The organism is Streptomyces sp. NPDC012510 (genome assembly GCF_042955065.1).
Taxonomy (GTDB): Bacteria; Actinomycetota; Actinomycetes; order Streptomycetales; family Streptomycetaceae; genus Streptomyces.
On record NZ_JBIBEN010000008.1, the window covers coordinates 298,013 to 312,901 of the forward strand.

General features: G+C 70.7%; 12 protein-coding genes. 7 read left to right on the plus strand and 5 right to left on the minus strand.

Annotation, left to right across the window (positions count from 1 at the left end):
- Nucleotides 1-446 precede the first annotated feature (446 nt).
- Nucleotides 447-2,711 (plus strand): DHA2 family efflux MFS transporter permease subunit, encoded by a 2,265-nt coding sequence (locus ACFY9I_RS17905; protein ID WP_391002585.1) that lies wholly within the window; start codon nucleotides 447-449, stop codon nucleotides 2,709-2,711.
- Here ACFY9I_RS17905 and ACFY9I_RS17910 read toward each other — a convergent pair.
- On the minus strand, nucleotides 2,692-3,282 hold the full coding sequence (locus ACFY9I_RS17910) for a GNAT family N-acetyltransferase (RefSeq protein ID WP_391002587.1): 591 nt from the start codon (nucleotides 3,280-3,282) through the stop codon (nucleotides 2,692-2,694). The two genes, ACFY9I_RS17905 and ACFY9I_RS17910, sit on opposite strands and share 20 nt — an antisense overlap.
- A gap of 182 nt (nucleotides 3,283-3,464) precedes the next feature.
- Here ACFY9I_RS17910 and ACFY9I_RS17915 point away from each other — a divergent pair, with 182 nt between their 5' ends.
- Entirely contained in the window at nucleotides 3,465-4,223 is a 759-nt protein-coding gene (locus tag ACFY9I_RS17915) for a hypothetical protein (protein WP_391002589.1), read from the plus strand.
- 5 nt (nucleotides 4,224-4,228) lie between these two features.
- Nucleotides 4,229-4,882, plus strand: coding sequence for a hypothetical protein (locus ACFY9I_RS17920; RefSeq protein WP_391002591.1), 654 nt, complete (start codon nucleotides 4,229-4,231; stop codon nucleotides 4,880-4,882).
- 227 nt (nucleotides 4,883-5,109) lie between these two features.
- On the opposite strand, the gene ACFY9I_RS17925 is transcribed toward ACFY9I_RS17920, so the two are convergent.
- Nucleotides 5,110-5,511, minus strand: coding sequence for a DnaJ family domain-containing protein (locus ACFY9I_RS17925; RefSeq protein WP_391002593.1), 402 nt, complete (start codon nucleotides 5,509-5,511; stop codon nucleotides 5,110-5,112).
- 117 nt (nucleotides 5,512-5,628) lie between these two features.
- Here ACFY9I_RS17925 and ACFY9I_RS17930 point away from each other — a divergent pair, with 117 nt between their 5' ends.
- Complete coding sequence (locus ACFY9I_RS17930) at nucleotides 5,629-6,024, plus strand: hypothetical protein (RefSeq protein WP_391002595.1); 396 nt, start codon at nucleotides 5,629-5,631, stop codon at nucleotides 6,022-6,024.
- A 26-nt stretch (nucleotides 6,025-6,050) separates the two neighbouring features.
- Here ACFY9I_RS17930 and ACFY9I_RS17935 read toward each other — a convergent pair whose 3' ends face one another.
- The gene (locus ACFY9I_RS17935) at nucleotides 6,051-6,722 is read right to left on the minus strand and encodes a class I SAM-dependent methyltransferase (protein WP_391002597.1); all 672 of its coding nucleotides are present in this window, start codon (nucleotides 6,720-6,722) and stop codon (nucleotides 6,051-6,053) included.
- A gap of 159 nt (nucleotides 6,723-6,881) precedes the next feature.
- On the opposite strand from ACFY9I_RS17935, the gene ACFY9I_RS17940 reads away from it, so the two are divergent.
- Entirely contained in the window at nucleotides 6,882-8,078 is a 1,197-nt protein-coding gene (locus tag ACFY9I_RS17940; protein WP_391002599.1) for an RNA-guided endonuclease TnpB family protein, read from the plus strand.
- A gap of 150 nt (nucleotides 8,079-8,228) precedes the next feature.
- Here ACFY9I_RS17940 and ACFY9I_RS17945 read toward each other — a convergent pair whose 3' ends face one another.
- Nucleotides 8,229-9,707: a DUF2330 domain-containing protein gene (locus tag ACFY9I_RS17945; protein WP_391002601.1), complete on the minus strand. Its 1,479-nt coding sequence runs from the start codon at nucleotides 9,705-9,707 to the stop codon at nucleotides 8,229-8,231.
- A 308-nt stretch (nucleotides 9,708-10,015) separates the two neighbouring features.
- On the opposite strand from ACFY9I_RS17945, the gene ACFY9I_RS17950 reads away from it, so the two are divergent.
- Nucleotides 10,016-12,073, plus strand: coding sequence for a phosphatase PAP2 family protein (locus tag ACFY9I_RS17950; protein WP_391002603.1), 2,058 nt, complete (start codon nucleotides 10,016-10,018; stop codon nucleotides 12,071-12,073).
- Between the two features lie 72 nt (nucleotides 12,074-12,145).
- Here the strand turns inward: ACFY9I_RS17950 and ACFY9I_RS17955 are convergent, their stop codons facing one another.
- Nucleotides 12,146-13,381 carry a cytochrome P450 gene (locus tag ACFY9I_RS17955; RefSeq protein ID WP_391002605.1) on the minus strand — a complete coding sequence of 412 codons (1,236 nt, stop codon included), beginning with the start codon at nucleotides 13,379-13,381 and terminating at the stop codon, nucleotides 12,146-12,148.
- Between the two features lie 224 nt (nucleotides 13,382-13,605).
- Between ACFY9I_RS17955 and ACFY9I_RS17960 the strand changes: the two genes are divergently transcribed.
- Nucleotides 13,606-14,775: a steroid 3-ketoacyl-CoA thiolase gene (locus ACFY9I_RS17960; protein WP_391002607.1), complete on the plus strand. Its 1,170-nt coding sequence runs from the start codon at nucleotides 13,606-13,608 to the stop codon at nucleotides 14,773-14,775.
- The last annotated feature ends 114 nt before the right edge of the window (nucleotides 14,776-14,889 follow it).

Consider the following 14,889-nt stretch of genomic DNA (forward strand, 5'->3'; position numbering starts at 1 on the left):
GTCGGCCTCGTCCTCCAGTTCCACATACGGCCGAATGCGCAGGGGGTCGAAATCCTCCGCGGCCGCTGCTTCGGCCGTTCGGGTCTGCAGCAGGGCCTCGGACGCGCGGCGGCCGCATGCGCAGAACGGTGTGCCGTCCGGGGCCCGGGGGATGGAGCACTCCGGGCATATGTGGCTGTTGGCTTCACTCACGTGTCGTTCCTCCCCGCGAAGTCTCCAGAGTTTAAGCAAACGGTCGCCACGGAATCTCCCGGACGCCCAAGGAATCAGGGGTTCCGGAACTACTCGACAGGCCATAACCGGTCACACCGATCACGATGGACTGGATGGCTCGGATGGGCTCGCAATGGCTCGCAATGGATCAGATGGCTCGGATGGATTGAAGAGCGGATGAAGGGGAAAACGAGGGGCGCTGTACGAGACCCTCGGGCCCACGGGAGGTCTACATGCCCGACGACAGCGCCGGAAGCCCCGCCGACGGCACGACTGACAGCACGACCGGCGACACGACTGACAGCACCACCGGAGGCGCCACCGAAAGCGGCGCCGCCCCGCCCGGCGGCACACCCCCGCCTGGCGGAACACCCCCGCCCGGCCGCCCCCGTGGGCGCGCCACGCCCGTCGCCGAGGGTGTGTCCGGGGGAGTGCTGGTCTCCATCGGGGCCCTGCTGCTGGGGATGCTGCTTGCGGCGCTCGACCAGACGATCGTGTCGACGGCGCTGCCGACGATCGTGAGCGAGCTCGGCGGCCTGGAGCACCTCTCGTGGGTGGTCACGGCGTACATGCTGGCCGCGACGGCGGCGACCCCGCTGTGGGGGAAGCTGGGTGACCAGTACGGCCGGAAGAGGCTGTTCCAGACGGCGATCGTGATCTTTCTCATCGGGTCGGCGCTCTGCGGCATGGCGCAGAACATGCCGCAGCTGATCGGTTTCCGGGCACTTCAGGGGCTCGGCGGCGGCGGACTGATGGTGCTGTCGATGGCGATCGTCGGCGATCTCGTACCGCCCCGTGAACGCGGCCGCTACCAAGGGCTGTTCGGCGCGGTCTTCGGCGCGACGAGCGTGCTCGGACCGCTGCTGGGCGGGCTGTTCACCGAGCATCTGAGCTGGCGCTGGGTGTTCTACGTCAACCTGCCCGTCGGCGCCGTGGCGTTGGTCGTCATCGCCGCCGTACTGCGCGTCCCGCGCCGGGCCGAGCGGCATGTCATCGACTACCTCGGCACCGTCCTCATCGCCTCCGTGGCCACCTGTCTGGTCCTGGTGGCCTCTCTCGGCGGCGTCACCTGGGCCTGGGACTCGCCGCGGATCATCGGCCTCGCCGTACTGGCCGTGCTGCTCACCGTCGTCTTCGTGGCCGTCGAGCGCCGGGCAGCCGAACCCGTTCTCCCCCTCAAGCTGTTCCGCGTCCGCACCTTCACCCTCTCCGCGGTGATCAGTTTCGTCGTCGGCTTCGCGATGTTCGGCGCGATGACGTACCTGCCTACGTTTCTGCAGGTGGTGCGCGGTGTGTCGCCGACCATGTCCGGTGTGCACATGCTGCCGATGGTGTTCGGGCTGCTGCTGGCCTCGACGGTCTCCGGGCAGCTCGTCAGCCGCACGGGCCGCTGGAAGGTCTTCCCCGTCGCCGGTACGGCCGTCACCACCCTCGGGCTGCTGCTCCTGCACCAGCTCGACGCCGACAGCGGCGACGGGGAGCTGAGCGCCTACCTCTTCGTCTTCGGCCTCGGGCTCGGCCTCGTCATGCAGGTCCTCGTCCTCATCGTGCAGAACGCCGTTTCCTACGGGGACCTGGGCGTCGCCACCTCCGGCGCGACCTTCTTCCGGTCCATCGGCGCCTCGTTCGGGGTGGCCGTCTTCGGTACGGTCTTCGCCGGGCACCTCGGCGAGAAGCTCACCGACGCGCTCGACGGAGTACGTCTCCCGCCGGGCGTGAGCGTCGACGGGTTGCAGGCCGACCCGCGTGAGATCGCCGAACTCCCGGCCGCGCTGCGTCCCTCCGTCCTCGACGCCTACTCCTCCGCCATCACCGACGTCTTCCTCTACGCGGCCCCCGTCGCCCTCCTCGGCTTCGTCCTCGCCTGGTTCCTGCGCGAGGACCGGCTGCGGGCGTCCGTGACGGCGCCCGACGCGACCGAGACGCTGGCCAGCAACCCGGTCGAGCGGTCGTCGTACGACGAGGTGTGCCGGGCGCTGTCTGCGCTCGGGTCACGGGAGGGCCGACGCGAGGTCTACCGGAAGATCACCGAACGGGCGGGCTACGACCTGTTGCCCGCCGCCAGTTGGCTGCTGCTGCGGATCAGGAAGTACGGCTGGGTCGAACCCGCCGTGCTCGCCGAGCGCAGCGCCGTCCCGCTCGATGTGATCATGGCCGCGACCCGGCAGGTCGAGGAGCGCCGCCTCGCCCGCCGGGAGGGCCTCGACCTCGTCCTCACCGACACCGGTCACGAGGCGGCCACGAGGCTCGCCGAGGCCCGCGAGGACTCCCTCGCCGAACTCCTCGGCGACTGGTGGGGCCCCGACCGTTCCACCGACCTCATCCGCCTCGTGAAGGAACTGAACGCCGAACTCTGCGGCTCGGACGCGGAACGCCCGCACGACGAAGGGGCGATCGACCGACGGCCGATGGCCACGACGCGGATGTACGGTTCCGGTACGCCCCCCAAGCCCCCGCCCCCGTCTCCGCCCCCGCCCTCTACGCCAGTGTCTTCGTGAACCAGTGCTCCGCGTAGGCGTGGTCGTTGTGCGGGGCGCTCTCCTCGTAACCGAGCCGGGCGTACAGGGCGCGGGCCTCGACCAGATCGCCCCGGGTGTCGAGAACGATCCGGCCGGCGCCGAGCGTACGGGCCGCGTCCTCGGCCGCCGTCACGAGCAGCGCGGCACCGCCCCTGCCACGCGCCTCCGCCAGCAGGAACACCCGCTTCAGCTCGGCCGTGGCGGAGCCGGAGCCGTGGGGAGGGTGAGGGTCGGAGGCGGGGCCCATCAGCCGTACTCCCGCCGTGCCGACCGGCGCCCCTTCGTACCGAGCCACCAGCAACACCCCGTTCGGCGGCGCGAGGTAGTCGCCGGTGTCGGCCGCGACCTCGCGCTCCAGTTCGTCCGGGTCCGTGACGTGCCCCTCGTGCAGCAGGTACCAGCGGTCGCTGACCTCCGTGTAGTACGCGCGCCAGAGGGCGGCGGCGACGGGCGAGTCGTAGGGCTCGGGGGCCACGGACCAGGCGGTCCCAGCGGTTCGGACGACGGGGTGCGTGGGGGGTGTGGGAGCCAAGGGGGTGGTGGAGGTCATGACGGTCATTGTCGGGAGCGGGTGCGGGTGGCCCGCAAGCGATTTACGGCTTCGGTCCCCGAACCGCCCCGCCCGCGAACAGTCGCTACGTGCTTGCCGTTTGAACGAAGGGGTTCGGGCAACCCGGTGCGAAACGGCCCGTTGGGGCGAGACACCCGGGCCGAGGACTCTGGAAGGCATTCATGTCCACAGGCTTGATCATCGCTTTGATCGTGATTGTGGCGGCCGTGGTCGTCGTGGCGGCCGTCCTGACCCAGCGCGCCCGTGCGGGTGCGGGAGGCGGAGGATCGCTGAAGCGGCGTTTCGGACCGGAGTACGACCGGACCGTGACCCGCCATGACGGCGACGAGCGGGCCGCCGCCCGGGAGCTCGCGGAGCGGGTGAAGCGGCACGGTTCGCTGGAGAAGCGGCCGCTGTCCGGCGCGGAGCGCGAACAGTACGAGTCCCGCTGGGCCGCGGCCCAGGAACGCTTCGTCGACTCTCCCCGTGAGGCGGTCGCCGACGCGGACCGGCTGCTGGCCGAGGTGGCCGGGGCTCGCGGTTTCCCGAGCGGCGACCGCTACGAGACCCAGTTGGAGGCGCTCTCCGTCCACCACGCCCACCATGTGCACGGTTACCGCCGGGTGCATCTCGCGGCGCACAGCGACGGCGACTCCGCCGGCCCTGGCACCGTCCCCGGCACCGGCACCGGCACCGTCCCCGTCTCCGGTACTGAGGAGATGCGTGAGGCCATGATCGAGGCCCGCGCCCTCTTCGAGGACCTGGTGGTGCCCGACCGCCGGGACACACGGGCGGACCGTCACGGCACCGCCGGGCGCGAGGGCCTGGCCCACCGTGACGGCAGGGCACGGCGCGACCAGCGCGACGGTACGGCCGCAGACGGCCGTCACCGGTCCCATCAGCCATGGGCGCTCACCAGGCGCCACGCGAAGGGGAGTTGAGGGGGATGAAGGACGACTTGACCAGGAGCGAGGGCACCCGCGAACGCGGTCCGCGCGAGGCGCGGGAGACCGACCCGAGGCGTGACGGCGCGAGGGGAGGCGCGATGACCTCCGGCACCCGTACGACGGACACCGCCGGCGCCGCGGGCACGATCGACACGCACACGTCTGCCGGCGCGCCCGGCACGCACACGGCCACCGGCGCGCCCGGTACCCACGCGGCCGTGGCGGCGGGCCACGACACGGCGCCCGGCCGCACGCCCGGCCCCGCGGACGGCCACGCCGAGGGCCGTGCCGACGGCAGGGCACCGGGGCTCGGCGGAGGCCGGGGCCGCGGGGAGCACGGCAAGGCCCCCACCGGCGGCACCACGGCCGGGGCGTCCCTGCTGCCCCATGACGAGTGCGACAAACTGTCGCTGCGGCTGCACGACGCGGTCGGCGGGTTCGTCGACGAGCCGCGGTCCGCCGTGGAGGAGGCCGACCATGTCCTGGAGGACGTGGCCGCCCGCTTCGCCGAGGCGGTGACCCAGCGGCGCCGCACCCTGCGCGCCTCCTGGCACACCACCGCCGACGACCGCGCCGCCTCCACCGACACCGAACAACTGCGCCTGGCTCTGCGCGACTACCGGGAACTCACCGAACGGCTGCTCCGGCTGTAACACCGCGAGCAGCACCCCGACGAGGCCGCGCCCCGATTCGTGCACCGGGGCGCGGTCTCACGCATGGGGGGCGTATGGGGGCGCCGGTCGGACGGCGCCGGTCGGACGGCCTCCGCCTCGTCGGCCGCCACCGGCCGCTCGGGCGCCACAGGCAGCCGCTCGGCCGCCACCGGCCGCTCGGGCGGGCCGGGTCGGCTCCCTCGGATGCCATGCGGCAGGCGCCCGGCTCACCCCTCCCGGCGCTCCCGCCACTGCCGTACGACCTCTTCCACGTCGTACGGCTTCAGGCCCAGCGGAGGGCCCGGTGGCGGCTTGAACATCATGTCGCGGATCTTGGCGTTGATCTCGGTGACGATCGTGCGGACGACGCGCTCGGACGGGGCCTGCGCGGCGGACGCGAGCGCGTCCTCGGCCTCCTTGCGCAGCGCCAGGGTGGGCGGCAGGACGGACATGCCCTCGCGGGCCATCTTCTGCTTGATCCACCAGAGTTCGTCGTAGGTCGTGTCGTCGCCCTGGAGGGGGCGCCCCGCCCCGGGAAGGGCCGCGAAGTCGCCGCGCGCCTCCGCGTCGCGGATCTGTTTGTCGACGAAGGACTCGAAGCTGACACCGGGTGGCTTGCGCTCGGTCATGCCTCCATTGTGCCGGAGCCCGCACAACAGGACGATCCGGCGATTTATCATGCGGCGGCGGCGCTGCAAACGCGCCGTGCGCAGCGACAATCGGAGTTTGACCGTTAGGAGCGGTACGTGCTCGAACTCACCATGGCCTCGGTCTCCGAGGCGGACGCCGGGGCGACGGCCGGTATGCAGATGGCCGACGCGCCCAGCGAGCCGGGGGCCGTGCTCCGGGTGGGACGCGATCGGGCGGTGTGCCGGCTCGCGACACCGGACGACTGGCTCTTCGTGTCCCGTGTGCACCTGGAGTTCCTGTGCGGCCCCGACGAGACCTGGCAGGTCACGTGGCTGCGCGGCTCGCACGCCGACCCCTCGTCCGAGGTGCGGCTGATCCTGCTCGGCCAGCCGCCCCAGCCGCTTCCCTACGGCGGCACGGCGAAGCTCCCGGCCGGTGGTTCCGGCGAACTCGTCATCCTCGACCGTACGGCTCCGCGCAGCGTCAACGTGGGCTTCTACCACGAGCCCTGACGGGCAGGGGGCTGGGCCCCCGGCCCTCAGTCCACCACCCGGGCGAGCGCGAACCCGTCGTACCCCTTGCTGCCCACCGTCTGGATCGCCGTGCCGCTCAACTTGGGGTGGGCGGCGATGAGTTCGATGGCGGCCCGGGTGCCGCGGACGTCCGGCTCGGTGCTGTCGGCGTCGGTGACCCGGCCGCCCCGGACGACGTTGTCGACGACGATGAGGCTGCCGGCGCGGGTGAGTCTGAGGGCCCACTCCACGTAGTGCGGGTTGTTGACCTTGTCCGCGTCGATGAAGACCAGGTCGAACGGCTCCGGGTTCTCGTCGGTCAGCTTGGGCAGCGACTCCAGGGCCGGGCCCACGCGCACCTCGACGAGAGCGTCGAGCCCGGCGCGCGCGATGTTGCGGCAGGCGACCTCGGCGTGCCGGGCGCTGTACTCCAGGGAGATCAGCCGCCCGTCGGCGGGCAGCGCGCGGGCCAGCCAGATGGTGCTGTAGCCGCCGAGGGTGCCGATCTCCAGGATGCGGCGGGCGCCCTGGATCTGGGCGAGGAGCTGCAGCAGTTTGCCCTGGTTGGCGGCGACGTCGATGGCGGGGAGTCCGGCCGCCTCGTTGTCGCGCAGGGCCGCCGTCAGGGCCTCGTCGTTCGGGGCGAGGTGGGTGGTGAAATAGTCGTCGACGTCGTCCCACGTCCGCGACTCGCTCATCGGTGCTCTCCTTTGTGGATACTCCCGGCTTCAGCCGGGGGAGGAAACGAAGCTCCTGCGGAGCAGGGCAGGGAAAGCCGGTCCGCCGCCGCGGCGGACCCGGCGTTCACCCGTAACTATCGGCAGCCTGTCACAAACTGATGGCCTAGCATGTGAACCGTGAAGACCGCCCACGTGAAGCGGGCGTTCAAGTACCGCTTCTATCCGACCGATGCGCAGGCAGCCGAGCTGTCTCGCACGTTCGGCTGCGTGCGGAAGGTCTACAACCTGGCTCTTGCTGCGCGCACGCAAGCGTGGACGCGGCAGGAGCGGGTGAACTACAACCAGACGTCGGCGATGCTGACGGCCTGGAAGAAGACCGAGGAACTCGCCTACCTCAACGAGGTCTCCTCCGTCCCGCTCCAACAGGCCCTGCGTCACCTGCAGTCGGCGTTCACCGGCTTCTTCGGCAAGCGGGCGAAGTACCCGCGTTTCAAGTCGCGGAAGAAGTCGCGGAAGTCGGCGGAGTACACCACCAGCGCGTTCCGGTTCCGGGACGGCAGGCTGACGCTGGCGAAGATGGCGGAGCCGCTGGACATCGTGTGGTCCCGTCCGCTCCCGGAGGGTGCCTCGCCCTCGACGGTGACGGTGTCGCAGGATACGGCCGGACGCTGGTTTGTGTCCCTGCTGGTCGAGGACCCGTCCGTCCAGCCGCTCCCGGCCACAAGTGCGGCCGTCGGTGTCGATGTCGGGCTCGACCACCTGCTGACCCTCTCCACCGGGGAGAAGGTCGCCAACCCCCGCCATGAGCGGCGTGACCGCGCCCGTCTGGCCAAAGCCCAGCGGCAGCTTGCCCGCAAGGCCAAGGGTGACGGAGCGAACCGGGCCAAGGCGCGCCGGGAGGTGGCCAAGGTCTATGCCCGGATCGCCGACCGCAGGCGCGACCTGCTGCACAAGCTCACCACTCGGCTCGTTCGTGAGAACCAAACGATCGTGATCGAGGACCTCGCCGTCGGGAACATGGTGAAGAACGGCAGCCTGGCCCGCGCCATCAGCGATGCGGCATGGGCCGAGTTCCGGAGCATGCTGGAGTACAAGGCCCAGTGGTACGGGCGCGAAGTGATCGCGGTCGACCGCTGGTTTCCCTCCTCCAAGCTGTGCTCCACCTGCGGCAGCTTGCAGGACAAGATGCCGCTGAACGTCCGTGAGTGGGCGTGCGACTGCGGGACGACCCATGACCGGGACGTGAACACGGCGAAGAACATCCTGGCCGTCGGGCTGACGGCGTCTGTCTGTGGAGCTGGTGTAAGACCTCAACGGAGTACTCCGGGCGGGCAGTCGGCGATGAAGCAGAAACCCCTACAGCGCGAGCCGTAGGAATCCCCTCCTTCAGGAGGGGGAGGAAGTCAAGAAGCTGTGCCTCCCGCGCGCGCCTTCCATCTGGGTACTTACTTAGATCGGCTAAGTAGGTGTCCTAATGAATATAGGCGCGGGCAGGCCCCTCTGTCAGCGGATTTCCGGTGTGTCTCAGTCGTTCGGGGCGGGCTTCGGTTCGGCCGGCGACGTGGGCGCGTCCGGCGCGTACGTGTCCAGGGGTACGGGCGCGCCCTGCGGGTACGCCCCCGGCGCGCCGGGTGGCATCGGCGCTCCCGGCGGCACCGGGGCTCCGGGCGGCACCGGTCCCCCCGGCTGGTAGGCGCCCGGTGGCATGAACACCGCTCCCGCCGGCGGCATCGGCGGCTGCTTGCGGGCGTTGCGTCGCAGGACGATCGCGACGGCCACCGCCTTGACGGCGAGCACCGCGATGCCGATGCCGAAGGACAGCAGCCAGCCGGGGATGCCCCACACGGTCCACATCTCGTCCACGTGGATGACCTTTCGATAGGTGTCGTCGGCCGCGGCCCGCCGCAGTGTGTGATCGCCGGAGATCCGCTCCGGCTGCGGGAAGCTCTGCTCGACGGCGGTGAGGAAGTCCGTACCGCCCTCGGTGAGATCGCCGAGTGTGCCGACGGAACCGCCGAGGCGTCCGGCGAACGTCACCTCCGGCTCGGCCCCGCCGATCGCGGAGCTGGGCTCCATACGGTGCTCGGCGAGGACGTACAGGTCGAGGGCCTGCGGGGTGTCGGCCAGGCGGGACAGACGCATCGGGTAGACCGGCTCGTCGCTGGCGAAGGTGAGGTGGAGCGGGTCGAGGGTGCCGGAGAGGGGCATGCCCGTGTTGGAGCCGTTGGAGCCGTTGGAGCCGTTGGAGCCGTTGGAGCCGTTGGAGCCGTTGGAGCCGTTGGAGCCGTCGGAGCCGTCGGAGCCGTCGGAGCCGTCGGAGCCGTCGGAGCCGTCAGGGGTCTCGGCGTCCTCGGTCGCCGGTGCCAGGCGGATCGCCACGTACTCCCACTCCTGCTGGACGTACGGCTCCAGCGCCGCGTCCAGTGCGTCCGGGAGCTCGAAGCCGTTCTCGTCGAGCCAGTCACCGAGGGCGCCGGAGTCGGTGGCGGTCAGCCGGGCCACGTCGAACGGACCGAGGCGTTCCCGGCCGACGACGTCCACCGAGGACCGGGGGTCCTGGGGCGCGGCGGCGCCCGTCTGGCCGTCGCTCTCGAACACGTCGAACGGCCAGTCGTGCGAGCGTGGCCAGAAGTACTCACGCCGTTGGTACTCGGGCGCGGTCTCCTCGCCGAGCTGGTCGAAGAGGGCCGCGTCATCGAGCCGCACCGTCGCCCTGTTCGGCACCGGCATGATCCAGGCGGCCGTACGGGCGTCACCGCCGACCGTCAGGCTCATCACGATCTGTTCCTCACGGCCGTCCCAGCGCACGACGGACGTCTCGCGGTTCACATATACGCTCCGCTCGCCGTCCGGCACCATCGCCCCGCAGCCGCAGGCGTACGCCGGTGCCACCAGGGAGGCCAACTGGAAGCCCAGCAGAGCCAGCACGACCACCCAGAGCCGTCCGCGCCTCCCGCGCGCCCACCCCGCCGGACGCGCGCGCCCCCGTACGAAACCGCTCATCCCCCGTGCCCCTCCTGCTGCGCCCGCGTGTCCGTGTGTCCGTGTCCGCGTCCTGTGTTTCTTCGTGCCGGCGGCCATGTTTCCAGGTGAATGTCAGTGACCTGTCACAACCCCACCCGTGGTGCGCATCCGTGATCCGCCGCGCTCCGCGTCGCGCCCTTGAGGGCATGGGCCACCATCCGCGCACTATCGTCATCCGGACAAAGCATGGGCGACTCTCAGGTGAAGTGGGGGGTGCCCGCGTCTCACGACGAAGGCAGTGCGAGCCTTCTCGTCGGGACACCGACGGGGTGGGAGGGCAGCGGGGCGTGGCGACGGAGCAGAGCAGACCGGGCGGTGTCGTGGGTACGAACTCGACGGCGGCGAGACTGGGAACCATTCGAGCCCTGCTGTGGCTGTTCGCCGGGATCCTCGCGGTGCGGCAGATCGCGGTCGTGCTGCACACGCCCAAGGGCGAGCGGCTGACGGACCTGGAGACCTGGGTCGGACCCAGCGGCGTGCTGCAGGTGAACGGCTCGCTGTACGACTCCACGCGGTTCACCGGCACGCCCTTCGGCGGCCTCGTCCTCAAGCCCCTCACCCGTACGGCCGAACAGGCGCTCGGCTGGGGCTGGACCTTCGGCACCCTGTTGCTGGTGGTCGCCCTCGGCCTGGTCGCCGCCCGCGCCCTCCCCCAACCCGTCACCCGTCGTACGGCCCTGCTGGCCGCGCCGGTCGCCGTCACCCTGCTGATGCTGTCGCTGCCGGTGCGCAACACGCTGTATCTGGGCCAGACCAGCATCCTCCCCGTCCTGCTCGTTCTCGCGGGCTGCTTCGCGGTCCGGGGCGAGCGCTGGAGCGGGGTCTGCGTCGGGCTCGCCGCGGCCTTCCAGCCGACCGTCCTGCTGTTCGTTCCGCTGCTGTGGTTCACCGGCCGCAAGCGGGCCGCCGCGAGCACCGGGAGCACGTTCGCCGGGGCCACCGCGCTGGCCTGGGCCGTGATGCCGCACGACTCGTTCACCTACTGGGTGCACCACCTCGCGGGCGTCGGCCTCGGCGGCCCGGCGGACGACCTCGCCAATCAGTCACTGCACGGCGCGCTGCTCCGGCTCGGCCTGGAGGGCCCGCTGGAGATCGTCGTCTTCCTCGCGCTGGGCGCCGCCGTCGCCGTCCTCGGCATGCAGCGCGCCATCCGCTACGCCCGCGACGGACAACTGCTCCTCGCCGTCGCCCTCACCGGCTGTGTCGTGGTCGCCGTCTCACCGACCTCCTGGAAGCACCAACTGCTGTGGGTGCTGCTCGCGGTGGTCGGCCGGGTCGGCAAGAAGGCCTCGTCGCGGTACGTGTGGCCGATCGCCGTCGTCCTGGTGATGACGTTGCCGGCGAAGATGATGGTGCCGAACATGGGCGCCCTGCACCCGCTGCGTGACAACGTCGTCCTGCTGGCCGCGCTTGCCGCCGCCCTGGCCGTCCCGTTCCTCTCCCGTACCTCGGAGTACTACCGGGCGCCGATCCCCACCGAGTACGCCCAGAAGGCCGAGACCCGCTTCCGCTGGGCCCCCCTGCTGCGCCGGGTCGCCACCCGTCCGAACCTGCTGCTCGAACTGCTGCTGATCCGCGTCACCTACGCGGCCTACCAGCGCACCCGCCTGGAGGCCACCGGCAGCAGGGCCACCGCCGAGGAACACGCCCGGCAGATCCTCTCCGTGGAGAAGGCCCTGTTCCTCGACATCGAGCACTGGTTCAACCACGCGGTGGTCGGTGTCGGCTGGCTGCGGAGCTTCTTCGACTTCTACTACACGTCGTTCCACTTCGTCGTGCCCCTGACCGTCCTCGGCGTCCTCTACTGGCGCCGCCCCGCCGACTACCGCTGGGCCCGCACGACCATCGGCTTCACCACGGTCGTCGCCCTCATCGGCTTCTTCTTCTACCCGCTGGCGCCGCCGCGCCTGATGCCCGGCCACGGCATCATCGACACCATCTACGGCGTCCAGGACTTCTCCCAGCCGGACTACGGCAAGCTCACCGAACTCACCAACCAGTACGCGGCGATGCCGTCCCTGCACTTCGGCTGGTCCCTGTGGTGCGGCCTGACGATCGCGTTGGTCGCCCCCAAGGTGTGGATGAAGGTGCTGGGCCTGCTGCACCCCTTCATCACGGTTCTGGCGATCGTGGCGACCGGCAACCACTGGGTCCTGGACGCGGTGGGGGGCGCGGCGGTGGTGGGCGCGGGCTTCGCCTTGACCTACCTCCTGACCGGACCCCGCACCACGGCGCCCCGCAACGGGCGCGGGGAACCGCGCGAGGAACCAGGGACGACGGACAGACTCGCGACGGCCGTCCAGCGCAACGGCGGAGGAGACGACGGAGGCCGGGGCGCGGTGTAGGAGGGGGTGCCCCGGCCTCCGAGAACGGGCCGACGGCGCCGGGAGGCCGTCGGCCCGAGTGTGTGGGGGGCGTCAGGTGGTGGTCACCTGGAGGTGTTTGACGCCGTTGATCCAGGCCGAGCGCAGTCGGCTCGGGTCGCCGGCGAGTCTGAGGCCGGGCATCGCGTCGGCTATGGCGTTGAAGATCAGGTCGATCTCCAGGACCGCCAACGACTTGCCGAGGCAGAAGTGGGGCCCTCCGCCGCCGAAGCCGAGATGGGGGTTGGGGTCGCGGGTGATGTCGAAGGTGTCGGGGTCGGTGAAGACCTCCGGGTCGTGGTTGGCGGAGGCGTAGAAGACGCCGACCCGGTCGCCCTTCTTGATCAGCTTGCCGCCGAGTTCGACGTCCTGGGTGGCGGTGCGCTGGAAGGCGTTGACCGGGGCGGCCCAGCGGACGATCTCCTCGGCCGCCGTCGCGGGGCGTTCGCGCTTGTAGAGGTCCCACTGGTCGGGGTGGGTGAGGAAGGCGTGCATGCCGTGGGTGATGGCGTTGCGGGTCGTCTCGTTGCCCGCGACCGCCAGCATCAGCACGAAGAAGCCGAACTCGTCGGAGGTGAGGTTGCCCTCGTCCTCGGCGGCCACCAGCGTGGTGACGATGTCCTTGGCCGGGCACTGCTTGCGGTCGGCGGCCATGTTCATGGCGTAGGCGATGAGTTCCATCGCCGACTGCTGGCCGACCTCCTCGGTGATGGCGTACTCCGGATCGTCATAGGAGATCATCCGGTTCGACCACTCGAAGATCCGGATGCGGTCCTCCTGCGGGATGCCGATCAGTTCGGCGATCGCCTGGAGGGGGAGTTCGCAGGCGACCTCGGTGACGAAGTCGAAGGGGCCGGCGTGGGCGCCGGCCTGACGGGCGATGGTGAGGGCGCGGTGGCGCAGGTTGTCCTCCAGGGCGCGGATCGCCCTCGGGGTGAAGACGCGCTGCACGATCTGGCGGACCCGGGTGTGTTCCGGCGGGTCCATGTTCAGCAGGATCAGGCGTTGGGCGTCGATGGCATCGCGCTCGATGTGTTCGTTGAAGCGGATGATCGCCGTGTTGACCGTCGAGGAGAACAACTCCGGGTGCGTGGAGACGTACTTGACGTCCGCGTGCCGGGTGACGGCCCAGTAGCCCTGGTCCGCGAAGCCCGCGATGCCCGGCGCCTGAGGGATCCAGTGGACCGGTTCCGTACGGCGCAGTTCGGCGAACTCCGGGAGGGGGACACGGTGGTGCAGCAGGTCGGGGTCGGTGAAGTCGAACCCGTCGGGCAGCGCTGGACAGGGCATCGGCAACTCCTGACGGAGCATCAGATACGGGGAATTGCGGTGACCGTAGTAACGGGTTCTAGAACTAGCAAGGGGTAGGGGCCTTTCAGTTGCCGCACACCTCTTGCGGTCGTGCGGTCACGCTCAGCAGACTGCTGGAGAGAACTAGAACGCGTACTAGTTCTGCGTGGCGGGCCGGGCCGGGACGCCCCGCGCCGCGCGGGTAACCGTTGAGAGGATCCCCCATGGCCGCGGAACCCGTGATCGTCGAAGCCGTACGCACCCCCATCGGCAAGCGCGGTGGCGCGCTCGCCAACCTGCACCCCGCCTACCTCCTGGGCGAGACCTACCGGGAACTCCTCGGCCGCACCGGCATCCCCGCCGACTGCGTCGAGCAGATCGTCGGCGGCACGGTGACCCACGCCGGCGAACAGTCCATGAACCCCGCCCGCACGGCATGGCTGACCATGGGCCTGCCGTACGAGACGGCGGCGACGACCGTCGACTGTCAGTGCGGCTCCTCGCAGCAGGCGTCGCACATGGTGGCCAACATGGTCGCGGCGGGCGTCATCGACGTCGGGATCTCGTGCGGGGTCGAGGCGATGTCCCGGGTGCCGCTCGGGTCGGGGTCCAAGCACGGGCCCGGGAAGCCGTTCCCGGAGGAGTGGAACGTCGATCTGCCGAACCAGTTCGAGGCGGCGGAGCGGATCGCCCGGCACCGCGGGCTGACGCGGGAGAACACGGACGCGCTGGGGCTGGCCTCCCAGGAGCGGGCCGCCGTGGCCTGGGCCGAGGAGCGGTTCAAGAGGGAGACGTTCGCCGTCCAGGTGCCGACGACCGAGGCGGAGCAGGCGGCCGGGCAGGGCATGTGGCGGCTCGTCGACCATGACGAGGGGCTGCGGGACACCTCCCTGGAGGCGCTGGCCCGGCTGAAGCCGATCATGCCGACGGCGGTGCACACGGCGGGCAACTCGTCGCAGATCAGCGACGGGGCGGCGGCGATCATGTGGGCGTCCAAGCGGATGGCGCGGGCGCTGAAGCTGCGGCCGAGGGCACGGATCGTCGCCCAGGCCCTGGTCGGCTCCGACCCGCACTTCCACCTCGACGGGCCTATCGACGCGACCAAGGCCGTGCTGGGCAAGGCCGGGATGTCGCTCAAGGACATCGACCTCGTCGAGATCAACGAGGCGTTCGCGTCGGTCGTGCTGAGCTGGGCGCGGGTCTTCGACCAGGATCTGGCGAAGGTCAACGTCAACGGCGGGGCGATCGCCCTCGGTCACCCCGTCGGTGCGACGGGAGCGCGGCTGATTACGACTGCGTTGCACGAACTGGAGCGGGGGGACAAGGAGTTCGCGCTGGTGACGATGTGTGCGGGTGGGGGGTTGGCGACGGGGACGATCATTCAGCGGTTGTAGGACGGGTGCGGTGTGCGGTGTGCCGTTGAGCGCCTAGTGGCTCGGGGGTGACTGTGATTGGGCGACTGCGGGTGGTTCGTGGTTGGTCGCGCAGTTCCCCGCGCCCCTAAGGGT

Coding starts and splice junctions, on each gene's coding strand:
- ACFY9I_RS17910 (WP_391002587.1), bottom strand. CDS start 3,282: ATGACCTCCACCACCCCCTTGGCTCCCACACCCCCCACGCACCCCGTC.
- ACFY9I_RS17960 (WP_391002607.1), top strand. CDS start 13,606: ATGGCCGCGGAACCCGTGATCGTCGAAGCCGTACGCACCCCCATCGGC.
- ACFY9I_RS17955 (WP_391002605.1), bottom strand. CDS start 13,381: ATGCCCTGTCCAGCGCTGCCCGACGGGTTCGACTTCACCGACCCCGAC.
- ACFY9I_RS17915 (WP_391002589.1), top strand. CDS start 3,465: ATGTCCACAGGCTTGATCATCGCTTTGATCGTGATTGTGGCGGCCGTG.
- ACFY9I_RS17935 (WP_391002597.1), bottom strand. CDS start 6,722: ATGAGCGAGTCGCGGACGTGGGACGACGTCGACGACTATTTCACCACC.
- ACFY9I_RS17905 (WP_391002585.1), top strand. CDS start 447: ATGCCCGACGACAGCGCCGGAAGCCCCGCCGACGGCACGACTGACAGC.
- ACFY9I_RS17945 (WP_391002601.1), bottom strand. CDS start 9,707: ATGAGCGGTTTCGTACGGGGGCGCGCGCGTCCGGCGGGGTGGGCGCGC.
- ACFY9I_RS17925 (WP_391002593.1), bottom strand. CDS start 5,511: ATGACCGAGCGCAAGCCACCCGGTGTCAGCTTCGAGTCCTTCGTCGAC.
- ACFY9I_RS17920 (WP_391002591.1), top strand. CDS start 4,229: ATGAAGGACGACTTGACCAGGAGCGAGGGCACCCGCGAACGCGGTCCG.